Genomic DNA, 22,676 nt, shown 5'->3' with positions numbered 1-22,676 from the left:
CCCACGCCACGCGACGGAACGGCCGCCACTCCTACGCCACGTCTATGCCGTAGTCCTGGACCAGTTCCTCCAGACCGCCCCGGTACCCCTTTCCGCCGACGACGAAGTCCCAGTCGCCGCCCGCTCGGCGGCGGAAGGAACCGAGGGTCAGGGCCGTTTCGGCGGCGCGGCCGTCGGAGACGTCCAGGCGGCCCTGTTCGGCTCGGGAGGGGTCCAGGAGGCGGATGCCGGCGTCGGTGAAGCCGGAGAGGTCGGCGTCGGGGTTCGCGGCCGGGTCGATGGCGGCCACCAGGACGACACGGTCGGCCTCCGCGGGCAGCGCGTCGAAGGCGACCTGGATCGCGGCCTTGTCGGGTGCGGTCGGCGGGACGGCGCGGACCGTGCCGTCGGGGGTGCGGAGGTTGTTGTAGAACACGAAGTGGTCGTCGCTGAGGACCCGGTTGCCGTGGCAGACGAGCGCGCAGACGTCCAGGGCGACGGCGCCCGTCCAGTACATGCCGAGCACGCTGTGGTCCTCGGGAGAAGGCGCCGGGTCCGGGCCCGGGGCCGTCCGTCCCGTCGCGTCCGGTGAGGTCCGCTGGGCGGGCAGCGCGGGCAGCACCACCGTGGGATCGGTCGACGACACCGGCACGGGGCGTTCGCCGGTGCCCAGGCGCCCCCGTAGCCCGTGCCGGTGGAGCAGGTCGACGAGTTCGCGGCCCGAGATCAGCTCCAGCGGTTTGCCGTTGGCGAAGGTGTGGGAGCCGGGGCCGAACTTGGACGTCGTCACCAGGACGCCCTTGTTGGCGCCGGCGTCCTGGACCGTGCCGTAGAGGTCACGGACGGCGGTGGGCGGGACGGTGTTGCGGTAGCGCTTGACCTGTACGACGATCTTGCCGCCGCGGATCGGGGTGGGGTCCAGGGCGTCGACGTCCACCCCGCCGTCGCCCGAGCGCTGGGTGGTGACGGCCTGCATGCCCATGGCCCGGAAGAGCTCCGCGACCAGCGACTCGAAGGCGAGGGGGTCCATCTCCAGGAGGTCGGGCTCGTCCTCGCCGCCGTGGGTGACGACGCCGTCGCCCACGTCGTCGGGCCTGCGGCCGGGGCGGACGGGGGTGCGCTGGTCCGGTCGGGCGGACAGTTGGCCCCGGAGGGCGTCCGTCAGGCAGTCGACGGCGCTCACCTGCTCCAGGTGCAGTGCGGCGAAGACGGGCCGGTGCACCATGACGGTCACCAGGAAGAGCTCGGCGCGGCGCCCGGTGGCCGGGTCGTGGTCGTCCACGAACCCGTTCAGGACGACCGACTCCAGCGCGCCGAACTCGTCGGCGGCGAAGAGGTCGTGGAGCACCAGGAGGGTGCACTGCGCGAGGACGTCGCGGTAGAGGGCCCGCCGCTGGGTGACCGGGCGCGGGCGCTCCTTGTCCTGGTCGACGCTCGGCATGTAGACGACGGTCTTCGTCTCGGGGACGACGTCGTACCTGGGCAGCTCCCAGTCCAGGACCAGCTGCCGCGCCGCCGGGTCGTAGGCGGCGCGGACGCCGCGGGGAAAGCCTTCGGGCCAGGCGGACGAGGCGTAGAGGGCGGCCGAGAAGTAGTCGACGGCGGCTTCCGGGTCGCCGTCGCGCAGCGCGCTCGCCATCTGGGCCAGTCCGGCGTTGTGCCGCCGGATCTCCGTCCGCTGTCCCTCCGCCCACTGCTCGTACTGCCGCTGGTACTGGGCCAGTTGCTGCTGCCGCTGGGCCTCGGCGGCCTGGGCGGCGTGCCAGTCGTGCTCGAACCGGGCCCGCGCCTCGGCCTGGGCCTGTGCGCGCCGCCCGGCGGACCAACCGCCCTGCGCCTGGTAGTGGTTGGGATCCGGCATGGGCACGGGCTGGGCGAGGGGACCCGGCGAGAACGGCTCCAGGCGTTCGGAACGGGTCAGGGAGGCGGCCCTGAACGCCGGGGCCCGGCAGCCCTCGGCCAACAGGCCCTCCAACGCCCTTACGCGCGCGTCCAGTTCCTCGGTACGCCGCCGCGCCTCCGCCTCGCGCTGCTGCCGGTAGGCCGCCTGCTGCTCGCGCTGGCTGCGGGCCACCTCCCGCTGGTACGCGCGCTGTTGTCGTTCGTACTCGCGCTGTTGCCGGGCCCGCTCCTCCGACTGACGTTGCTGCTGACGTTGTGCCTCGGCCCAGATCCCGGCCAACCCGTTGGAGCGACGACTCATGCGCTACAGGCCCTCCCACCGGGGCCCCGACCGCACGCGAGGCCCCGCCCCCACAACCGGACGTAATCGCACGACTTTATCCCGCGACGGCACGTGCGCCTACCGCTGGTCAGCCGGTGGAGCTCCACCTAGCCGACGTATCGAACGATCAGGTAGGCCGCGATCAGCACCGCACCGGCCAGCCCCAGTGCGAGCGCGGTGCGGAGGGGGAGTTCGCCCTCGTCCCCGGCCCAGAGCCGTCTCGACAGACGCCTCGGCCGCGCGGGCTCGCTGACGGGAGGTGTCCCGCCGGGCTCCGGCGCGCCCCGCCCCGCCGTGAAAGGGCTGACGATCGGCGCGACCGGCGCGTGCCAGTGCTCCTCGCCTCCGGTACCGGGCGCCCACGGCTGCAGCCGGCCGGTCGCCAGGCGGCGCCAGCGGCGGTCCGAGGTGTCCGTGAACTCGACGGAACAGAGGAGGGGCGAGGGCGGTGAGCCGACGACGGAGGTCATCGGGAGATCGACGGTGAGAGCGCCGCCGGCGGGCAGGACCTCGCGGCCGTCGAGGCGTACGCCGTCGTACTGGACTGCGACGTGGACGAGCGGCTGATTGCTGGTGTTGACCGCTTCGAGGTGCCACCGCTCGTATCCGTCCGCGAGCACCGAGGGGCTGCTGACCATCGCCAGGTGCAGCATCGACGGCTGGATCAGCTTCTCCCGCTGGTCCGCCTCACGTTCCCGGTCCTCGACGCGGCGCTCCCGCTCGGTCAGCCGGGCGGCCTGACGGACGTTGTGACGGTGTCCGGCGATGCTCACGACGAGCGCCGAAGCCCCTACCACGGCCCCGAGGACCGCGATCACCACCTCGATCATCTCCGTACTCTGGCCTGCCGGTGACCGACGGGTCCAGTCCGGGACGGGCGTCGACCCCCATCCGCAGGCGGGGCGCGGGGAACCGCGCGACCAGCCCCCACCGAACCCGCACCCGACAACCGACGCCGTAAGGTGGCACGCGTGTCGTACGTAGGCCCGGACTTCGATCCGCCCCAGCCCCGCCGATCAGCCCTTCGCCGTCCGCTGACCGTGGCGGTGGCCGCGGTCGTGGTGGGGGCGGTGGCCGGGTGGGGGGTCTGGCAGGCCGTGGGGGACTCCGGGGGCGGGGACGGCGGGTCGGCCGGCGCAGTCGGACCGCAGACCCGGTCGGCGACCACTCCCCCGGCGACCGGAGAGCCGACCGCCTCGGGCGACGACGGCGACGGCAACGGGGCCGGCGGCGAGAAGGCGAGCCCCTCCGGCTCCTCCTCCGCGCCCGCCGCCACCGGCCCCCTCAAGGGCAAGGTCGTCGTCATCGACCCCGGTCACAACCCCGGCAACTTCCGGCACACCACCGAGATCAACCGCAAGGTGGACATCGGGACGCACACGAAGGAGTGCGACACGACGGGGACGACCACCAACGACGGCTATCTCGAAGCCGAGTTCACGCTGGACGTCTCCCGTCGGCTGCGCACGCTCCTCCAACAGCAGGGCGCCACGGTGAAGTTCACGCAGGACGACGACCGGGCCTGGGGCCCGTGCATCGACGAGCGGGCGCGGATCGGCAACGAGGCGAAGGCGGACGCGGTGGTGTCGATCCACGCGGACGGTTCCGGGTCCGGCAACCGCGGCTTCCACGTGATCCTGCCGGGCTCGGTGCACGAGGGCGCCGCGGACACCCGGCCCATCGTCGCCCCCTCCCGCGACCTCGGCGAACGCATCGCCGGCTACTTCGTCCGCGCCACCGGCAGCGCCCCCTCCAACTACGTCGGCGACGGCACCGGCCTCGTCACCCGCACCGACCTGGGCGGCCTCAACCTCTCCACCGTCCCGAAGGTGTTCATCGAGTGCGGCAACATGCGCGACAGCAAGGACGCGTCCCTGCTCACCAGCGGCACCTGGCGGCAGAAGGCGGCCCGGGGAATCTCGGACGGCATCACGAGCTTCCTGAAAAATTGAACAACTTTCCCTTTCTGGGAAACAGTCGGGACTCCGGGCGCTAAGCCGGAGTACCACGGAATGACGGGCGCGCGGTCTCAATCTGTCAACGGTTGCCGCCGAGTTCGCCGGGTGCGCGGGAATACGCGATATCCATGACGGGGCGCCGCTGACCAGCGGTGCCTGGCGGACAGGAAGCGCGCAGGGGAACCTCTGAGGGAATCGTGAGTTTTCTGCGCGGGTAGGGGGCGAGTCGTGATCGTCGCGTTGATCCCGGCGGACACCCACGTCGGTCGGACGATAAGGTCGTCCCTACGATGAGGGGCCACCCCCGCGCTTCCCACCACGGCCTGACGGCGACATGGTGACGGCGACGCCTCCACCGATGACGAGACGACTGACGAAGGACCTGAAGTGAATATCCGCTCCCTCACCAGAGGCGACGGCGTCGTGATCGGAGCAGCGGTATTGCTGTTCATCGCGTCGTTCCTCGACACGTTCGACGGCTCCGGCGACGACATCCCCAATGCCTGGGACAACCTCGGCTTGGTGATGAGCATGTACGTCGGCGGCATCATCGGGGCGGTGCTGATCGTCATCGCCCGTGCGCTGCCGCAGCCGCCCAAGGTCATCGGTCTCGACCTGGGCCAGCTCGGGGTGGCCCTGACGATCTTCGCCGCGTGGACCGCGTTCTGGTCGATCATCGACCCGTTCGGGGCCATGGAGGAACTGCTCGGCGCCTTCGGAGGCTCGGAGCCCGACTCCGGCGCCGGTCTCATCCTCGGTCTGATCGCCGCGCTGCTCCTGGCCGCCGCCGCCATCGCCACCCCCCTCGTCCCCGCCCTCAAGGCCGCCCTCGTCGGTGCCCCGCGGCCCGCCGCACCTCAGCCGTACGGGGGCCAGCCGCCCGGTGGTTACGGGTACCCGGGCGCCGGTGCGCCGGGGCCGTTCGGGGTGGGGCAGCCGCAGCCCGGACAGCCGCAGCCCGGGCAGCCGGGGCCGGGGGCGCCGTTCGGTGGCGCTCCGCAGCAGCAGGCCGCGGCGCCGCAGCCGCCGGCCAGTGACTTCTCGCCGTTCTGGTTCGCGGTGCCGGTGGCCCGTCCGCTGTTCGCGGAGGACGGTTCGCAGTCGACGATCGCCGAACTGGCGCCGGGCACCTGGTACTTGGCAGTCGAGCAGCGCGGCCCCAACCTGGTCGCCCAGACGCAGGACGGCCGTCGCGGTGTCCTCCAGGACACCAGCGGCATCCAGCGCGGCTGACGCCGAACACCTCACCGCACAGCCGTACAGCGGCCCCTCGCTCTTCCGGGCGGGGGGCCGTTGCCGTACAGTCGCCTCCCGCCCCGTACAGCTGACGCACCGTCAGGAGGCAGGCGTATGCGGCTCGGTCTGGCACTCGGTTACTGGGGACGCGGCCCCTCGGCGGACCATGTCCCGCTCGCCCAGGAGGCGGAGCGGCTCGGGTACGACTCGGTGTGGACCGCCGAGTCCTGGGGCTCGGACGCCTTCACGCCGCTCACCTGGATCGCGGCGCACACCTCCAGGATCAAGCTGGGCACGGCGGTCGCGCAGATGGCGGCCCGGTCGCCCACGACCACCGCGATGCACGCGCTGACCCTGGACCACCTCTCCGGCGGGCGGGCCCTGCTCGGGCTCGGGCTCTCCGGGCCGCAGGTCGTCGAGGGCTGGTACGGGCGGCCGTTCCCGAGGTCCCCGCTGACCGCGACCAGGGAGTACGTCGACGTCGTACGCCAAGTCCTCAGGCGTGAGGCCCCGGTTGAACTCGACGGACGCTTCCATCCGCTCCCGTACGACGGACCGGACGGTTCCGGCATCGGCAAGGCGCTGAAGCCCATCACCCACCCGCTGCGGGCCGACCTCCCCGTCCTGCTCGGCGCGGAGGGGCCGAAGAACATCGCGCAGACGACCCGGATCGCGGACGGCTGGCTGCCGTTGTACTGGTCGCCGTCGCGGACCGATGTCTACGAGGCCTCCCTGACCGACGTGCCCGACGGCTTCCTCATCGCACCCATGGCACGGGCGAGGGTCTGTGACGACGTCGCCGAGGGGCTGTTGCCCGTGAAGGCCATGCTCGGTTTCTACATCGGCGGGATGGGGCACGCCCGGCGAAACTTCCACGCCGACCTCATGGCCCGCATGGGGTACGAGGAGGAGGCCCGGCGCATCCAGCGGCTCTTCCTCGACGGGCGGCGTGAGGAGGCCGTGCTCGCCGTACCGGACGCCTTCGCGGACGAGATCTCACTGGTCGGGCCGCGGGAACGGATCGCGGAACGGCTGGAGTCGTGGCGGAAGGGACCGGTGACGGACCTGCTCGTACTGGCCCCCGATCCGCATACGTTGCGGGTGCTGGCGGAGCTCAACTCCTAGGCCACGAGGAGGCTTCGGGGGGCGCCGAGGGGGATCGCGGAGTCGAACGAGGTTTCGTCGGGGCCCGACGGGCAACCCGTCAGGCATGTCTCGATATAGCGGTTCCAATCAGGCGGGCCGGGTCATCGCGATCGTCGCCGATGTCATGGCGTTCATCCTCGGCCTGTGGATCCTGATGTACCTGCTGGGCGCGAACGGCACGAACGACTTCGTGCAGTTCGTCCATGACGCGGCCCGCTGGCTCGCCGGCTGGTCGCACGACCTGTTCACGTTCGACGAGCAGTGGGCCCGGGTGGTGGCCGGGTACGGCCTGGCGGCCGTCGTCTACCTGTTCGTGGGACACGCCATCGCCAATCGGATGCACCGTCATTGACGCACCGTCATTGACGCACCGTCATTGACGCACCGTCATTGAGCGAGTGCGGGTCCGGTGGGGGCTGGTCGCGCAGATCCCCGCGCCCCTGACAGGCAGGGGCCGCGCCCCGTGCTTTCCGGGCCACCGGGCCGGCGGTCGACCGCCGGCCTCGGCTCAGCAGCACTCCGCGTCCAGCCCACGCGGCAGACGCTCCCCGCCGAAGACCGCGCACGTGGCCTCGTCGCCGCCCAGCGCGGCCACGGCCAGCAGGAGCGACCCCGCGGTCCAGGAGGTCAGTTCCTCCGGCCAGACGGCCCTGTCCTCGAAGACGTAACCCGTCCAGTACAGGCCCGACTCGGGGTCGCGAAGGTGCTGGATGGACTGCAGTATCTCCAGGGCACGGTCGGACTCGCCCATCGCCCAGAGGGCCAGGGCGAGTTCGGCCGACTCGCCGCCGGTCACCCACGGGTTGGGGACCACACAGCGGACACCGAACCCGGGGACGACGAAACGGTCCCAGCCCTCCTCGACCCGCGACTTGGCCTCGGCGCCGGTGAGCGCGCCACCGAGCACCGGGTAATACCAGTCCATCGAGTAGCGGTCCTTGTCGAGGAACCGCTCGGGATGCCTGCGGATCGCGTGCCGCAGCGTGCCGACCGCCAACTCCCAGTCGGGCTGCGGCTCCTCGCGCTGCTCGGCGATGGCGAGGGCGCAGCGCAGGGCGTGGTGGATGGACGAACTGCCCGTCAACAGGGCGTCGTCGACCGGTGTGCCGTCGTCCTCGCGCTTCCAGCCGATCTGGCCGCCGGGCTGCTGGAGCCGCAGGACGCATTCGATCGCCGCGTAGACGGCGGGCCACATGCGGTCGAGGAAGGTGTCGTCGCCGGTGGCCAGGTAGTGGTGCCAGACGCCGACGGCTATGTACGCGACGAAGTTGGTCTCCCGGCCCCGGTCGGTGACGTCGTGGGCGTCGCCGTCGGCGTACGCGGCGTACCAGGAGCCGTCCTCGTTCTGGTGGCGGCGCAGCCACTCGTAGGCGCGCTCGGCGGCCTCGTGCTCACCGGCCGCGTCCAGGGCCATGGCCGCCTCGGTGTGGTCCCACGGGTCGAGGTGGTGTCCGCGGAACCACGGGATGGCACCGTCCGCGCGCTGCACCGCGAGGATGCCCCGCACGGTGGCGTCGGCCTCCTCCGCGGTGAGGACCCCGGGCAGGACCAGGTGTTCTGTCCGGGGGGTCGTCACTTGGCGTCCGCCGAAGCAGCGGCGGTGGCGGCGGACGCGGTGGTGGCAGCGGCGACCGGCAGGTGCGGCTTGGTCGCGTACGCCACGAAGCTCTTGCCGATCAGCGGGTTCAGCGCCTCCTCGGCGACCCGCGTGGCCAGGGGCTTCTTCATGATGTCCCAGACCAGCAGCTTGTGGTACGCCCGCACGGGCAGCGCCTTGTCGTTGTCGACGCCGAACGCGCACTTCAGCCACCAGTAGGGCGAGTGCAGGGCGTGGGCGTGGTGGGTGCCGTACGGCTTGAGGCCCGCCTCGCGGATCTTGGCCAGCAGTTCGTCCGCCTTGTAGATGCGGATGTGGCCGCCCTCGACCTCGTGGTACGCGTCCGAGAGCGCCCAGCAGACCTTCTCGGGGCCGTAGCGCGGGACGGTGACGGCTATGCGGCCGCCGGGCTTGAGCACCCGGACCATCTCGGCGAGTACACCCTTGTCGTCGGGGATGTGCTCCATCACCTCGGAGATGATGACGACGTCGAAGGACTCGTCGGGGAAGGGCAGCGCGAGGGCGTCGCCCTCCATCGCGGTGGCGCTGGCGCCCTCGGGGGCCTCGCCCGCCTCCTTCATCGCCGCGAACCACTTGGCGACCTCGCGGATCTCCTCGGCGTTCTGGTCGAGGGCCACGACCTGGGCGCCGCGCCGGTAGCACTCGAAGGCGTGCCGGCCCGCTCCACAGCCGAGATCCAGGACCCGGTCCCCGGGGGCGAGGGGGAACCGGGAGAAGTCGACGGTCAGCACGTGGCCCTGCTTTCGCGGTTGGCGCTTTCGCGGTTTGCTTCAACTACTTCTTCGACGGCTTCGGCGCCTTCGAGCGCCGTACGGGCGATCGCCTCGCGGTAGTGGGCGACCGTGCCCTCGGCCGCCTTGGCCCAGGTGAATCGCCGCAGTACGCGCTCGCGTCCCGCGCGGCCGAGCCGCTGCCGCAGGTCGGGGTCGCCGAGCAGCCGACCGAGCGCGGTGGCCAGGGCGCCCGGGTCACCCGGGGGCACCGCGAGGCATGTCTCGCCGTCGGGTCCGGCGACCTCCGGTATGGCTCCGCCGGTGGTGGCGACCAGCGGCGTACCGGTGGCCATGGCCTCGGCGGCGGGCAGCGAGAACCCCTCGTACAGCGAGGGCACGCAGGCGACCTCGGCCGAGCGGACCAGGTCGACGAGTTCGGCGTCGGAGATGCCCTTGACGAACTCGACGGCGCCTTCGAGGCCGTACCGCTCGACCGCCTGGGCGACCGGGCCCTCGGTGGGCCGCTTCCCGACGACGACCAGATGGGCGGTGGTGTGCTCGGTGCGCACCTTGGCGAGCGCCTCGACGAGGAAGACGAGTCCCTTGAGCGGCACGTCCGCGCTGGAGGTGGTGACGATCCGGCCGGGCACCTGCGGCACGGCGGAATTCGGCGAGAAGAGGTCGGTGTCGGCGCCGATGTGCACGACGTGCATCCGGTCGTCGCGCACGCCGAGGTGGTCGACGATCTCCTGGCGGGAGGTGCCGGAGACGGTGAGCACGGACGGCAGCCGTCGCGCGACCCGCTTCTGCATGCGGGTGAAGGCGTACCAGCGGCGTACGGACATCCGGCGCTGCCGGCCCTCGGCCGCGTCCAGCTCCAACTGCCGGTCGACGGTGATGGGGTGGTGGATGGTGGTGACGAGCGGGGCGCCCACGTCCCCCAGCAGCCCGTACCCGAGGGTCTGGTTGTCGTGGACGACGTCGAACTCGCCGCGCCGGGCGCGCAGATGACGGCGGGCGCGGAGCGAGAAGGTCAGCGGCTCGGGGAAACCGCCGGTCCACATCGTCGCCACTTCGAGGGCGTCGATCCAGTCGCGGTACTCGTCCCGCTTCGGGGTGCGGAAGGGGTCGGGCTGCCGGTAGAGGTCGAGGCTGGGCAGCTCGGTGAGGGAGATCCCGCCCGGTCCGTCGACGGGGACGGCGTCCTCGTCGAGCACGGGGTAGGGCTGGGAGCCGATCACCTCGACCCGGTGGCCGAGACGGGCCAGCTCGCGCGAGAGGTGCCGTACGTAGACGCCCTGGCCCCCGCAGAACGGGTTCCCTTTATAGGTGAGGAGCGCGATGTCGAGCGGTCGCCCGCCGTCGGCGGCAAGGTCACGTCGGGACCCCGCCCGACTGGCCTCAGCGGTCACTCCTGGCCCCCTTCTCACTGCGATTTCCCGTGAGATTACGACGAGACGGTAATCTAGAACAAGTTTCAGAGTTGATCGTTCAAGAGGCTCTGAATCTACCGGCTGGTAGAACCGCTGTGAGAGATGGATCAGGTGATTCACGCCACGGCACCCGCCCTGGCATGCTCTGTGATCGCATATCCTCACCGACCGTCACGACTGTCACGGAACGAGAACCATGCCTGCGGAAGCCAAGGTGGAGACCAAGCTGGAGGCCAAGGTGGATGCCGGCAGCACGCGACCGGACTCGCCGCCCCTCACGGAGCGCCAGGAGGCACGCCGGCGCCGCATCCTGCACGCCAGTGCCCAGTTGGCCAGCCGGGGCGGTTTCGACGCCGTGCAGATGCGGGAGGTCGCGGAGTCCTCGCAGGTCGCCCTCGGAACCCTCTATCGCTACTTCCCCTCCAAGATCCATCTGCTGGTCGCCACCATGCAGGACCAGCTGGAGCACATGCACGGCACGCTCCGCAAGAAGCCCCCGTCCGGCGAGACGGCCGCCGAGCGCGTCGCCGAGACCCTGATGCGCGCCTTCCGGGCCCTGCAGCGCGAGCCCCACCTCGCCGACGCCATGGTGCGCGCCCTGACCTTCGCCGACCGCAGCGTCAGCCCGGAGGTCGACCAGGTCTCCCACCAGACCACCGCGATCATCCTCGACGCCATGGGGCTGGAGAGCCCGACCGCGGAGCAGCTGTCGGCGGTCCGCGTCATCGAGCACACCTGGCACTCGGCCCTCATCACCTGGCTCTCCGGCCGCGCCTCCATCGCCCAGGTGAAGATCGACATCGAGACGGTGTGCCGGCTGATCGACCTGACGGCCCCGGAGCGGCGGGAGCGGGCGTAGCCCGAAGGAGCCGGAAGGAGCCGGAAGGAGCCGGAGCGGAGCCGGAAGGAGCCGGAAGCGGGCAGCCGAAAGGGCCGGCGGGCACACGAAAAGACCTACGAGACGGGTTCCCTGCGCCGGTATTACCCGGATCAGGTGCTGGGGGTCGCCTTCCGGCCCTGTCCTGCTGCCTTCCGGCCTCTCAGCCCGACCGTCGACGTCGGCACCGGCGGATCTGCTACCTCGCGCCCATGTCGGCTACTCCGGTCGGCTCCCTCACTCGCCTCGTAGGCTGATTTCTACGATAGAACGCCCATACGAGAACACAACCCCCGAAAGGGATTTTTTACCTTTCGGTCCCGTTCCCGCCCCGCGTGCGGTGATCGTTTCGCGTGCCGACCGCAGAGCGCAGACCCCTACTCCTCCGGCGGGAACACCGGCTCCCCGCTTCCGAGCAGGGCGATGGAGATCGCCTCCACCGGGCAGCCCTCCGCCGCCTTCAGGACGCGTTCGTGGGCGTCGGTGTCCGGTTCGGTGGGGTGGGACTGCATGGCGGAGTCGAGGCGGAAGGCGTCCGGGGCGAGGTGGACGCACTGGGCGGAACCGATGCAGAGGGCGCGGTCGACCTCCACGTGCCAGCGGTCGCCCATCACCCGACCCCCTTGCCCGCGCTGACGCCGGCGGGCGGCTCGTAACCGGCGGGCAGATGGATCATCTTGTGTTCCAGGTACTCGCCGTAGCCCTCGGGGCCGAACTCGCGCCCCAGGCCCGAGTTCTTGTAGCCGCCGAAGGGGCCGAGCATGTCGAGGCTGAAGGTGTTGACGGAGTAGGTGCCGGTGCGGACCCGGCGGGCGATGTCGATGCCGCGTTCGTCGTCGGCGGTCCAGACGCTGCCGCTGAGCCCGTAGTCGGAGTCGTTGGCGATGCGTACGGCCTCGGCCTCGTCGCCGTAGGGCAGGAGGCAGATCACCGGGCCGAAGATCTCCTCCCGGGCGATGCGCATGGAGTTGTCGACGTCGCCGAAGAGGGTCGGTTCGACGTACCAGCCGCGCTCCAGGCCCGCCGGACGGCCGCCGCCGGTGAGGATCTTCGCGCCTTCCTCCTGCCCGATGCGTATGTAGTCGAGGCTGCGGCGCTGCTGGCGGGCGGCGACCAGCGGGCCCAGTTCGGTGGCCGGGTCCAGCGGGTCGCCGACCTTCAGGGCGGAGGCGTAGGCCGCGAAGGCCTCGGCGAACTCGTCGTAGCGGCCGCGCGGGACGAGGATGCGGGTCTGGGCCACGCACGCCTGGCCGTTGATCATCCAGGCGAAGGGGGCGATGCCGTTCACGGCGGTCTGCGCGTCGGCGTCGGGGAGGATCACCGCCGCCGACTTGCCGCCCAACTCCAGGGTGACGCGGGTGAGGTTGCGGGCGGCGACCTCCATGACGCGTTTGCCCGCGGCGACCGAGCCGGTGAAGGAGACCTTGTCGACGCCCGGGTGCCCGACCAGGTACTCGCTGACCTCACGGTCGGCGGGAAGGATCGAGAGCACGCCCTCGGGCAGTCCGGCCTCGGCGGCGATCTCCGCCAACAGGTAGGCGTCCAGGGGGGTTTCGGGCGAGACCTTCAGAATGGCCGGGCAGCCGGCGAGGAGGGCGGGGGCGAGTTTGGCGGCGGCGGTGAACTGGGGCACGTTCCAGGGGACGACCGCCGCGACCACCCCGACCGGCTCGCGCCGGACGAGGATCCGGCCGAGCACGCCGTCGCGCCCCTCCTCGTACGTGAAGTCGCGGGCGGTGGTGATCGCCGCGTCCCACGCCATCATCGACGCGAGGGCCTGCACCATCACGCTGGAGGTGAAGGGGGTGCCGTTCTCGGAGCTGATGATCCGGGCGAACTCCTCGTGGCGCACGGCGAAGGCGTCCTTGATCCGGGCGACGACCTCGATCCGCTCGGCGAGGGTCGTACGGGGCCAGGGGCCGTGGTCGAAGGCGTGGCGCGCGGCGGCCACGGCCCGGTCGACGTCCGCGCGCGAGGCGTGCGGGACGCGGCCGATGACCTCCTCCGTGTGCGGCGAGACCACCTCGATGACGTCCGTGCCCAGGGGGTCGGTCAGCGCCCCGCCGATGAACAGCTGTCCGTGTTCCACGAGTTCGGTCATGGCCGTCGCCTCCCGGAGCCACTCTCTGACATACCGTCAGATTCGAATAGGGAACTGATACCAGTTCCAGGAGAAGGAGTCCATGTCGTGCGCCGGCCGACGGGACACCCGCGCGCCCTCACATCCATCCCTGGTGGAACTCGTTCTAGTTATAGTGACCCCATGACACAGGTGACCGATCACGGCGGAGGCGTACGGTCCATCGAGGTCCCCATCCCGGACAACCCGCTCGGCCACACCCTCGTGTACGTCGTCGACACCGACCGCGGGCCGGTCCTCGTCGACACCGGCTGGGACGACCCGGCGTCCTGGGACACGCTCGCCGCGGGCCTGAGCGCCTGCGGTACGTCGGTCGCGGAGATCCACGGGGTCGTGATCACGCACCACCATCCCGACCACCACGGCCTGTCGGGGGCGGTGCGCGAGGCGTCCGGGGCGTGGATCGCGATGCACGCGGCGGACACGGCGATCGTACGGCGCACGCGGGGGACCGGCCCCGAGCGCTGGTACTCCTACATGACGGACAAGCTCACGGCGGCGGGCGCGCCCGAGGAACACCTCGCGCCCCTGCGGGCCCCGCGCCGCCCGCGCGCCCTTCCCGGCTTCTCCCCCGCGCTCCCCGACCGCGAGATCATCCCCGGCGAACTCCTCGACCTCCCCGGCCGCCGCGTCCGCGCGATCTGGACGCCGGGCCACACGCCGGGACACGTCTGCCTCCACCTGGAGGAGCAGCACCCGTCCCAACTCCCCGGCCACGGACGCCTGTTCTCCGGCGACCACCTCCTGCCCGAGATCAGCCCGCACATCGGCCTCTACGAGGACCCGGACGACGACACCGTCACCGACCCCCTGGGCGACTACCTCGACTCCCTCGAACGCGTCGGCCGTCTCGGCGCCGCCGAGATCCTCCCCGCCCATCAGTACGCGTTCACCGACCCGGCCGCGCGTGTACGGCAGTTGCTGGCCCACCACGAGTCCCGCCTCACCGACCTGCTCACCCTCCTCGCCTCCCCCCTCACCCCATGGCAACTCGCCGAACGCATGGAGTGGAACCGCCCCTGGCCCCAGATCCCCTTCACCTCCCGCAACATCGCGGTCTCCGAGGCGGAGGCCCACCTCCGCCGCCTGGTGAAACTGGGCCGAGCGGAGGCGGTGGCCGGGGGCGAGCCGGTGCGGTATGTGGCGGTGTGAGGGGATGGGCGTCCGGCCGTGATCGGTGGGGAGGACCGGTGGCCAGTTGCTGAGGGCCGGCGACCGTCGGTCTGCGGCTGGCCGCCTGTGTCGGCGACCGTGGTCCGTGGCCGACGGTCGGTGGCTGAGCGCCGGTGGCGGCCAAGGGCCGACCGGTCGGTGGTTGGTGGCCGAGGGCCAGCGGGCGACGGGCGACCAGCGGCAGGCGGCTGTGCGGCGGGGCAGCGGCCTGCGTCAACTCGGGCCTTTCAGGACGGCGTTCGCCCAGGCCGAGGTGTTGCCCGGTCCCCGGCTATGCGGACCCTCGTTCCCCCACACCCCCGTCCCCTCGGCCCACCGCTCCCGGCGCCGTGAGGTGGTGGATCAACTCCTCTGCCGCTCCCATGAGTTCCACCTCGCGCGCGGACATCGTCGGAGTGGCCGTCCGGCGGCGTCTCGCCTCGGCCAGCCCGTCCTTCGTCAATGCGGAAGGGCCGTCGAGCCGGTGGCTGAGGAGGGAGACGAGGGTGGCGTGGGCCAAAGGGGCGCGGGGGTCGGACTCGTCGACGGCGACCTGGGCGAGGATCATCGCGGAGACACCCCAGTCGAGGCCGGGCGGCCCCTCCTCGGCGTTGTTCCAGTCGATGACCCGAGGGCCGTGCGGGGTGAGAACGACGTTCTCGGGGTGGAGGTCCAGGTGCAGGACCCGGGATGCGGGGCGGCGCCGGGGCGGGAGGGCATGGAGGGTGCGCAGGAGTCGGGCCAGGGTGGCGCCGGCCGCTGTCGGGTCGATCGAGCCGGCGGCGCAGGCCTCCAGCAGGGTCGGGCCGGTCAGGCGCTCCAGCACCATCTCCGTGCGGGTCGCCGAGCGCACGCGCGGAACGGGATACCCATGGCTCCGCACGTACTCCATGACCTCGGCCTCGGCGGCCGCGTCGCCCCACTCGTCCCGGTAGCGCCGCAGCACCCAGGCACCGCCGTGTCCGGTATGTGTGTCGGCTCCGTCACGGTCGGCGCGGCCGCCGGCGGCGCCCGCCCCGGTGTCCGCGACGAGGTCGCCGTGGCCGTGCGGTCCGTACTCGCCCTCGTCGGCGAGGAGTTCGTACACGTCGGCCGTGCGGCCCGCACCCAGCAGTCTCCCCGTACGCATGGCCCGAACCTATCGCGCCCCATGGGCGACCCTCAGAATCCCGGCTACCGGCAGGTAGAGTGACCGCGTCGTCATCACACCCGTACAGGGGGAAGCCGGTGCAAATCCGGCGCTGACCCGCAACCGTGAGCCGACCTCGACAGGGGTGGCAAGTCGGACTGCCCTGTGCGGAATCGTGACCGGCTCGCGTCACCGGCGGTCCGCCGGTGCACGGCACCGTCGAGGAATACGGAGCCGAGCCGCCCGGCGCTTCGCCGTGCCGCCCGGCTCCCCGTCAGGGAGAGGCAGCCGCCGATCATGAATGTCCGCCGCAGCGCCGCGGTCGTCGCCGTACTGGCCGTCACATCCGGACTCGGTACCGGACTCGGCACCGGACTCGGTCTCGGTCTCGCGCCGGCCGCCTTCGCCGACGACACGGCTTCCGAGGCGTCCGGCTCTCCCTCCGCCGCGCCTTCCCAGGCGTTCCCCACCGGTCTGTACGGTTCCACCGACCCCACGTACGACGGTGTCTGGCGGCAGTCCCTCACCCTGCTCGCCCTGGACACCGTGGGTGAGAAGCCCGGCGCCGGGGCCGTGGACTGGCTCGTCGGGCAGCAGTGCGCGAGCGGGGCGTTCGCGGCGTACCGCGCCGACGCGACCGCGAAATGCGACGCCGAGACGCCCCTCGACACCAACAGCACGGCGGCCGCGATACAGGCGCTCGCCGCGGTCGGCGGGCGGGACGCCGAGGCCGGTCGGGCGGTGCGGTGGCTGAAGGAGAACCAGAACGAGGACGGCGGCTGGGGCTACACCGCGGGCGGGCCCAGCGACGCGAACTCGACGTCCGTCGTGATCGGTGCGCTGGCCGCCGTGGGTGACGCCCCCGAGAAGCAGCGGAAGGACGGCAACTCCCCCTACGACGCCCTCCGTGCCCTCGCCCTCCCCTGCGGCGACGGGGAGGCGGGCGGCGAGAGCGGTACGAAGGACGGCGGGGCCTTCGCCTATCAGCCCGACAAGAAGGGCGGCCTCGCGGCGAACGCCGACGCCACGGCCGCCGCCGTGCTCGGCAGCCTGGGCGAGGGGTTCGTGGTCGAGGCCAGGCGCGGCGAAGGGAAGGGCGCGGCCTCGTTCGACGACTGCGCCCCGGGTGACGCTCCGGAGGATCTCGCGCACAACGGGGCCGTCCATCTGGCCGGCGCCCTCGCCGCCGACGGCTATCTGAAGTCATCCCTCGCGGGTGCGGAGGACCAGCCCGACCACGGCAACACCGCCGACGCGGTCGTCGCGCTCGCCGCCGCCGGGGATCTGGACGCGACCGGGAAGCCGCTCTCCTGGCTGCGGAAGAACTACGGGGTGTGGGCGGCCAAGGCCGGGCCCGCCGCGTACGCCCAGCTCGTCTTCGCGGCGCACGCCTCCGGCGGCGACCCGCGTGACTTCGGTGGCGCCGATCTCGTGGCCCAGTTGCGGGAGACCGGTCCGGCCGGTGACGTGGACGACTACTCCTCGGTCCCGCACGAGGACACGGCCGCCGGGGACGAGGCGGGCGACGGTCTCGGGGCGGGTGCGTGGTGGGGGATCGGGCTCGGGCTGGTCGTGGTCGCCGCCGTCGTCGGGTTCGTGCTGGTGAGGGTCGGCCGGAAGCGGCCGGAGGCGTGACCGGGCGTCGGAGGGGTGCCGCGCGGCGGTCGGCCGCCGTGGCGCCACGGGGCGCGGTTCGACCGCCACGGGGTGCGGTGTTCGCGTTGCTGAGCGGGCTGCTGCTCGTGCTGGGGATGTCGGGGCAGGCCCAGGCCGCCGCGTACCGGTACTGGTCCTTCTGGGAGCGGGACGGTTCCGCCTGGGCGTACGCCACGCAGGGGCCGTCGACCGCGCGGCCGACGGACGGGGCGGTGCAGGGCTTCCGGTTCGCCGTGAGCCGCGACTCGGCGGACGCGGTCCAGCCGCGTGGCGCCGCCGACTTCGCCTCGATCTGCGGGGACACGGCCGCGCGCGGCGGGGAGAAGCGGGTCGCGCTGGTCATCGACTTCGGTACGGCGGCGGACGCGCCGGAGGGTGAGACGCCTCCGGCGGCGCGTACGGCCTGTGCGCGCGTGCCGGACGACGCGACCACGGCCGAGGCGTTGGCGTCCGTCGCGAAGCCGCTTCGCTACGACACGAACGCACTGCTCTGCGCGATCGGGGGATATCCGGGGAAGGGGTGTGGGGAGGCGGTCGGTTCCGATGCCGGATCCGCCTCCGACGGCCGTACGGACGCCCCGGGTTCGTCGGCCGGGGGCGCCGCCGAGGAGGAGTCGGGGCCGTCCGTCGGGTTGTTCGTGGGTGCGGGTCTCGTCGCCGTGCTGGGGGCCGCCGCGGTGTGGCGGGCGCGGCGGCGCCGGGGGTAGGCGGCGCGATGCGGTGGTTCACAGGGCGGCCGGAGGCGGGGCCGGCCGGGGGCAGGTCCCGCGGCTCGGCGGTACGAGGTGCCGCCGCGCCGAACCGTGCCGTCCCGGCGGCACGACTGCCCGCGGCCCGGACGACGCCCCGGACAGCGGGAGAGGCCGTTCCGGCGGTGCGGTTCCGCGGGGATACGGGGTGGCGACGGGGCGGGGTGCATCCCCTCGCGTGGTGGGGCTGGGCACTCGGGCTCGGGACCGCCGCGTCGCGTACCACCAACCCCCTGCTCCTGGCTCTGCTCATCGCGGTGGCCGGATACGTCGTGGCCACGCACCGCACGGACGCCCCCTGGGCCCGCTCGTACACCGCGTTCGTGAAGCTCGGGCTGGTGGTGCTGGGCGTTCGGCTGGTGTTCGCGGTCGCGCTGGGGTCACCCATCCCGGGGACGCACACCCTGTTCGCGCTCCCCGAAGTGCCGCTTCCCGCCTGGGCGCAGGGGATCAGGCTGGGGGGTCGGGTGACGGCGGAGGGGCTGCTGTTCGCGCTGTACGACGGGCTGCGACTGGCCACCTTGTTGATCTGCGTCGGCGCCGCCAACGCCCTGGCCAATCCGGCCCGCCTCCTCAAGTCCCTCCCCGGCGCGCTGTACGAGGCCGGTGTGGCCGTCGTGGTGGCGATGACGTTCGCGCCGCATCTGGTGGCCGACGTACAGCGGTTGCGGGCCGCGCGGCGGCTGCGGGGCCGGCCCGACCGGGGCCTGCGGGGTCTGCTGCACGTCGGACTCCCGGTCCTGGAGGGCGCGTTGGAGCGGTCGGTCGCGCTCGCCGCCGCGATGGACTCGCGCGGCTACGGCCGTACCGCCGAGGTCCCGGCACCCGTTCGCCGTACGACCGCCGCACTCACCCTCGGTGGACTGCTCGGCGTCTGCGCGGGAACGTACGGTGTGCTGACCGCCGAGGGCGGCGGCTACGGCCTGCCCGTGCTGCTCGCGGGAGTCGCCGCCGCGCTGGCGGGACTGCGACTGGGCGGGCGCCGCTCACCGCGCACCCGCTACCGGCCCGACGTGTGGGGGGTGCGGGCGTGGCTGGTGGCAGGCTCCGGGGTGGCCGTCGCCGTGCTGCTGATCGTCTCCGCCGCGTACGACTCCGCCGCCCTGCACCCCGGCGTCGTCCCCCTCACCTCACCCGACCTCCCGCTCCTGCCCGCCGCCGCGATCCTGCTGGGCCTGCTCCCCGCGTTCGCCGTACCGGCGCCTACCGCCGCCCCGTCCGAGGAGGAAACCCCGTGATCCGCTTCGAGGACGTGTCCGTGACGTACGACGGGGCGGCCGAACCCACCGTCCGGGGCGTGGACTTCGAGGTCCCGGAGGGTGAACTCGTGCTGCTCGTCGGGCCGTCGGGCGTCGGCAAGTCGACCGTGCTGGGGGCGGTGAGCGGGCTCGTGCCGCACTTCACCGGGGGCACGCTGAGCGGCCGGGTGACGGTGGCCGGGCGGGACACCCGTACCCACAAGCCGCGGGAACTCGCCGACGTGGTCGGCACGGTGGGGCAGGATCCGCTGTCGCACTTCGTGACGGACACGGTCGAGGACGAACTCGCCTACGGGATGGAGTCGTTGGGCCTCGCCCCGGATGTCATGCGGCGCCGGGTGGAGGAGACGCTCGACCTGCTGGGTCTCGCCGACCTCCGTGACCGCCCCATCGCCACGCTCTCCGGCGGCCAGCGTCAGCGTGTCGCGATCGGGTCCGTCCTCACCCCGCACCCCCGGGTGCTCGTCCTCGACGAGCCGACCTCCGCCCTGGACCCGGCCGCCGCCGAGGAGGTACTGGCCGTGCTGCAGCGGCTCGTCCACGACCTGGGCACGACGGTGTTCATGGCCGAGCACCGCCTGGAACGCGTCGTCCAGTACGCCGACCAGGTCGTTCTGCTGCCCGCCCCGGGCGCGCCGCCGGTCCTGGGCACGCCGGCCGAGGTGATGGCGGTCTCGCCCGTGTACCCGCCGGTGGTGGACCTGGGCCGCCTGGCGGGCTGGTCCCCGCTGCCCCTGACCGTCCGGGACGCCCGCCGCTGCTCGGGTCCCCTGCGGGAAGCCCTCGCCCCAAAGGGGCGCGGGGAACCGCGCGATCAACCACGACCCGCCCGCACCCCGCACACAACACAAGCCCCCGAGCTCTCCCCGCCCCCACGATCCCCCCTCCTGCGGCGCCTCCTGGGCAAGCGCTCCCCCCTTCGCGCCCCCTCGTTCCCCGCCGCTCCGGCGACGGTCACGGCCCTCGATGTCCACCGCGGTCGCGTCCACGCCCTCACCCATGTCTCCCTCACCGTCACCCCCGGCGAGACGATCGCCCTCATGGGCCGCAACGGCGCGGGCAAGTCCACGCTGCTGTCCGCGCTGGTCGGGCTGGTGGAACCGGCGGCCGGTTCGGTGCGGGTGGGCGGGCTGGTCCCCCATCGGACGGCGCCCTGGGACCTCGTGCGCCGCGTGGGCCTCGTACCGCAGGAACCCCGTGACCTGCTCTACACGGACACGGTCGCGGCGGAGTGCGCGGCGGCGGACCGGGACGCGGGCGCCGAACCGGGCACGTGCCGGGCCCTCGTCTGCGAACTGCTGCCCGGGATCGGGGACGACACGCACCCGCGCGACCTGTCGGAGGGGGAGCGGCTGGCCCTCGCGCTGGCGGTGGTCCTCACGGCCCGCCCGCCCCTGCTCCTGCTCGACGAACCGACCCGGGGCCTCGACTACGCGGCCAAGGCCCGCCTGGTCACGCACCTGCGTGCCCTCGCGGCCGACGGGCACGCCATCGTCCTGGCCACGCACGACGTGGAACTGGCCGCCGAGCTGGCCCACCGCGTGCTGATCCTCGCCGACGGGGAGGTCGTCGCCGACGGCCCGACCCCCGAGGTGCTCGTCGGCTCCCCGTCCTTCGCCCCACAGGTCACGAAGATCCTCGCCCCGCAGACCTGGCTGACCACGACCCAGGTGCGGCGCGCCCTGCGAGCGACGGCTGCGGCACCCGGGCCGGAGGAGCCCCGATGAGCAGCCCCTCGCTCCTGCCCCGCCCCCGCCGCCGTCGCCCCGTCCCCCTCTCTCCCCGTACCGTCGCCGCCCTCCTCCTCGTCAGTGCCGTCGGGGCCGCCGCGTTCGCCTGGCCCTTCTTCGCGGACCCCGGTTCGCAGGTGACCGCGCACGCGAAGGACGCGCCCTGGCTGTTCGCCGGGCTGCTCGTGCTGCTGGTCGGCGTCGTCGGCGCCACGCTCTCCGAGGCGGGGCTCGGGGCGAAGGCGGTGGCGATGCTCGGGGTGCTCGCGGCCGTCGGCGCGGCGCTGCGCCCCATCGGGGCCGGGACCGCCGGGATCGAGCCGATGTTCTTCCTCATGGTGCTCAGCGGCCGTGTCCTCGGCCCGGGGTTCGGCTTCACCCTGGGCGCGGTGACGATGTTCTCGTCCGCGCTGCTCACGGGGGGCGTGGGCCCGTGGATGCCGTTCCAGATGCTGGCGATGGGGTGGTTCGCGATGGGCGCCGGGCTGCTCCCGGGCGCCCACCGCCTGCGCGGCCGCGCCGAACTCGCCCTGCTCGCCGGTTACGGCTTCGTCGCCGCCTTCGCGTACGGCACGATCATGAACCTCTACGGCTGGCCCTTCATCGACACCCTCGCCTCGGCCATCGCCTACGACGCGGCGGCGGCCCCGGCCGCCAACCTCACGCGTTTCCTCGCGTACTGCCTGGCCACGTCCCTCGGCTGGGACCTGGGCCGCGCGGTCGTCACCGTCCTCCTGACCCTGACCCTGGGCACCCCGGTCCTCAAGGCGCTGCGCCGGGCCACCCGCAGGGCCGCCTTCGAGAGCGCGGTCACCTTCACCCCGCCCGAACGGTGACTCTCCGGCCGGGAACCACTCACCGTCCGTCGCGTGAGCCGTGAACCACCCCACAGGGCCCACGTCACATACGTACGGGCTTCGTAGATCGAAGTGCTTGGCATGCACGCGCCCTTAGCGGTGCTGACCTGGGCTTTGAGAGCCACGTCACAGAAGGTGCTTTGCGTACGGATACGACCACAACTAGCAAAAGGGGTCATTGCGGACGGCCGCTCCGGCTGTTTCTCTGGATGAGTCGCAACGGCGCCGACGTGCCCACCCGGGCCTCGGCGCCGACGTACGCCCCCACCGCGCCTCAGGTGGTGAAGGCATGCCCGCGACGACCACGTCCCCGAAGAAAAGGATCCCCGTGACCCGCTCCGCTCTCCGCCGCATCGCCTCCCCGAAGAAGGCCCTCGCCGGTGCCACCCTGGCCGTCGCCGCCACCGGTGCCCTGCTCGCCGCCGCGCCCGCCCAGGCCGCGTCGGAGGCCTCGCAGGCCCAGGCGGTCGCGAAGAAGATGATCGGGGACTCGGCGCAGTACAAGTGCTTCTCCAACATCGTCGACCACGAGAGCGACTGGGACGTCAACGCGACGAACGCGTCCTCCGGCGCCTACGGTCTGGTCCAGGCGCTCCCCGGCTCCAAGATGGCCTCGGCCGGCTCCGACTGGAAGACCAACGCCGCCACCCAGATCAAGTGGGGTGTGGACTACATGAAGGACCGCTACGGCAGCCCGTGTGGCGCGTGGAACTTCTGGCAGGCCAACAACTGGTACTGATCCGACACGAGCGGTACCACCGGCGCGCGGCCTGGCGCCGACACAGACCGAAGGCGGCGGCCCCCGATCCCCGGGGCCGCC

The 22,676-nt window shown here is 72.5% G+C and carries 20 protein-coding genes and 1 riboswitch; of the genes, 12 read left to right on the top strand and 8 right to left on the bottom strand.

Annotation, left to right across the window (positions count from 1 at the left end; translation table 11 throughout):
• Window positions 1-31: 31 nt before the first annotated feature.
• Both K1J60_RS31905 and K1J60_RS31900 read right to left on the bottom strand, forming a co-directional pair.
• A complete protein-coding gene (locus K1J60_RS31905) occupies window positions 32-2,182 on the bottom strand; it encodes a restriction endonuclease (protein WP_220649226.1) in 2,151 nt (716 codons plus the stop codon).
• A gap of 128 nt (window positions 2,183-2,310) precedes the next feature.
• Window positions 2,311-3,033: a hypothetical protein gene (locus K1J60_RS31900; protein ID WP_220649225.1), complete on the bottom strand. Its 723-nt coding sequence runs from the start codon at window positions 3,031-3,033 to the stop codon at window positions 2,311-2,313.
• A gap of 141 nt (window positions 3,034-3,174) precedes the next feature.
• On the opposite strand from K1J60_RS31900, the gene K1J60_RS31895 reads away from it, so the two are divergent.
• The 4 genes from K1J60_RS31895 (at window position 3,175) to K1J60_RS31880 (ending at window position 6,895) form a co-directional block, all read left to right on the top strand.
• Complete coding sequence (locus K1J60_RS31895) at window positions 3,175-4,155, top strand: N-acetylmuramoyl-L-alanine amidase (RefSeq protein WP_220649224.1); 981 nt, start codon at window positions 3,175-3,177, stop codon at window positions 4,153-4,155.
• A gap of 393 nt (window positions 4,156-4,548) precedes the next feature.
• The gene (locus K1J60_RS31890) at window positions 4,549-5,394 is read left to right on the top strand and encodes a DUF5336 domain-containing protein (RefSeq protein WP_220649223.1); all 846 of its coding nucleotides are present in this window, start codon (window positions 4,549-4,551) and stop codon (window positions 5,392-5,394) included.
• A 117-nt stretch (window positions 5,395-5,511) separates the two neighbouring features.
• The gene (locus K1J60_RS31885; RefSeq protein WP_220649222.1) at window positions 5,512-6,522 is read left to right on the top strand and encodes an LLM class F420-dependent oxidoreductase; all 1,011 of its coding nucleotides are present in this window, start codon (window positions 5,512-5,514) and stop codon (window positions 6,520-6,522) included.
• A gap of 85 nt (window positions 6,523-6,607) precedes the next feature.
• Window positions 6,608-6,895 carry a hypothetical protein gene (locus tag K1J60_RS31880; protein ID WP_184894776.1) on the top strand — a complete coding sequence of 96 codons (288 nt, stop codon included), beginning with the start codon at window positions 6,608-6,610 and terminating at the stop codon, window positions 6,893-6,895.
• Window positions 6,896-7,051: 156 nt separating this feature from the next.
• Here the strand turns inward: K1J60_RS31880 and K1J60_RS31875 are convergent, their stop codons facing one another.
• Genes K1J60_RS31875 through K1J60_RS31865 form a run of 3 tightly spaced genes read right to left on the bottom strand, consistent with a single transcriptional unit; the run spans window position 7,052 to window position 10,286 of the window.
• Window positions 7,052-8,119: a prenyltransferase/squalene oxidase repeat-containing protein gene (locus K1J60_RS31875; RefSeq protein WP_033527341.1), complete on the bottom strand. Its 1,068-nt coding sequence runs from the start codon at window positions 8,117-8,119 to the stop codon at window positions 7,052-7,054.
• Window positions 8,116-8,892, bottom strand: coding sequence for a class I SAM-dependent methyltransferase (locus K1J60_RS31870; protein WP_220649221.1), 777 nt, complete (start codon window positions 8,890-8,892; stop codon window positions 8,116-8,118). The genes K1J60_RS31875 and K1J60_RS31870 overlap by 4 nt, the downstream gene beginning before the upstream one ends.
• Window positions 8,886-10,286: a glycosyltransferase family 4 protein gene (locus tag K1J60_RS31865; RefSeq protein WP_220649220.1), complete on the bottom strand. Its 1,401-nt coding sequence runs from the start codon at window positions 10,284-10,286 to the stop codon at window positions 8,886-8,888. Before K1J60_RS31865 ends, K1J60_RS31870 begins: the two co-directional genes overlap by 7 nt.
• Window positions 10,287-10,503: 217 nt before the next feature.
• On the opposite strand from K1J60_RS31865, the gene K1J60_RS31860 reads away from it, so the two are divergent.
• Window positions 10,504-11,166, top strand: a complete 663-nt coding sequence (locus K1J60_RS31860) for a TetR family transcriptional regulator (protein ID WP_220649219.1) — start codon at window positions 10,504-10,506, stop codon at window positions 11,164-11,166.
• Between the two features lie 395 nt (window positions 11,167-11,561).
• On the opposite strand, the gene K1J60_RS31855 is transcribed toward K1J60_RS31860, so the two are convergent.
• Window positions 11,562-11,795, bottom strand: a complete 234-nt coding sequence (locus K1J60_RS31855) for a ferredoxin (RefSeq protein ID WP_220649218.1) — start codon at window positions 11,793-11,795, stop codon at window positions 11,562-11,564.
• Window positions 11,795-13,285 (bottom strand): aldehyde dehydrogenase, encoded by a 1,491-nt coding sequence (locus tag K1J60_RS31850; RefSeq protein ID WP_220649217.1) that lies wholly within the window; start codon window positions 13,283-13,285, stop codon window positions 11,795-11,797. Before K1J60_RS31850 ends, K1J60_RS31855 begins: the two co-directional genes overlap by 1 nt.
• A 162-nt stretch (window positions 13,286-13,447) precedes the next feature.
• Between K1J60_RS31850 and K1J60_RS31845 the strand changes: the two genes are divergently transcribed.
• Window positions 13,448-14,476, top strand: a complete 1,029-nt coding sequence (locus K1J60_RS31845; protein WP_220649216.1) for an MBL fold metallo-hydrolase — start codon at window positions 13,448-13,450, stop codon at window positions 14,474-14,476.
• 292 nt (window positions 14,477-14,768) lie between these two features.
• Here K1J60_RS31845 and K1J60_RS31840 read toward each other — a convergent pair whose 3' ends face one another.
• Entirely contained in the window at window positions 14,769-15,605 is an 837-nt protein-coding gene (locus tag K1J60_RS31840) for a phosphotransferase (RefSeq protein ID WP_220649215.1), read from the bottom strand.
• A gap of 90 nt (window positions 15,606-15,695) precedes the next feature.
• A riboswitch (cobalamin riboswitch) is annotated at window positions 15,696-15,780 on the top strand.
• A gap of 122 nt (window positions 15,781-15,902) precedes the next feature.
• On the opposite strand from K1J60_RS31840, the gene K1J60_RS31835 reads away from it, so the two are divergent.
• The 6 genes from K1J60_RS31835 (at window position 15,903) to K1J60_RS31810 (ending at window position 22,595) form a co-directional block, all read left to right on the top strand.
• Window positions 15,903-17,240, top strand: a complete 1,338-nt coding sequence (locus K1J60_RS31835; RefSeq protein ID WP_220649214.1) for a prenyltransferase/squalene oxidase repeat-containing protein — start codon at window positions 15,903-15,905, stop codon at window positions 17,238-17,240.
• Between the two features lie 116 nt (window positions 17,241-17,356).
• A complete protein-coding gene (locus K1J60_RS31830; RefSeq protein ID WP_259408340.1) occupies window positions 17,357-17,968 on the top strand; it encodes an SCO2322 family protein in 612 nt (203 codons plus the stop codon).
• Window positions 17,969-18,174: 206 nt separating this feature from the next.
• The gene (locus K1J60_RS31825; RefSeq protein WP_317619732.1) at window positions 18,175-19,248 is read left to right on the top strand and encodes a CbiQ family ECF transporter T component; all 1,074 of its coding nucleotides are present in this window, start codon (window positions 18,175-18,177) and stop codon (window positions 19,246-19,248) included.
• Window positions 19,245-20,996: an ABC transporter ATP-binding protein gene (locus tag K1J60_RS31820; RefSeq protein ID WP_220649212.1), complete on the top strand. Its 1,752-nt coding sequence runs from the start codon at window positions 19,245-19,247 to the stop codon at window positions 20,994-20,996. The genes K1J60_RS31825 and K1J60_RS31820 overlap by 4 nt, the downstream gene beginning before the upstream one ends.
• Entirely contained in the window at window positions 20,993-21,835 is an 843-nt protein-coding gene (locus K1J60_RS31815; protein ID WP_220649211.1) for an ECF transporter S component, read from the top strand. The genes K1J60_RS31820 and K1J60_RS31815 overlap by 4 nt, the downstream gene beginning before the upstream one ends.
• 349 nt (window positions 21,836-22,184) lie before the next feature.
• Entirely contained in the window at window positions 22,185-22,595 is a 411-nt protein-coding gene (locus K1J60_RS31810) for an aggregation-promoting factor C-terminal-like domain-containing protein (RefSeq protein WP_450166706.1), read from the top strand.
• Window positions 22,596-22,676: the final 81 nt, after the last annotated feature.

The organism is Streptomyces akebiae (assembly GCF_019599145.1).
GTDB classification, from domain to species: domain Bacteria; phylum Actinomycetota; class Actinomycetes; order Streptomycetales; family Streptomycetaceae; genus Streptomyces; species Streptomyces akebiae.
The sequence above is the reverse complement of the archived record's forward strand: the minus strand, read 5'-3'. Positions and strand labels throughout refer to the sequence as shown.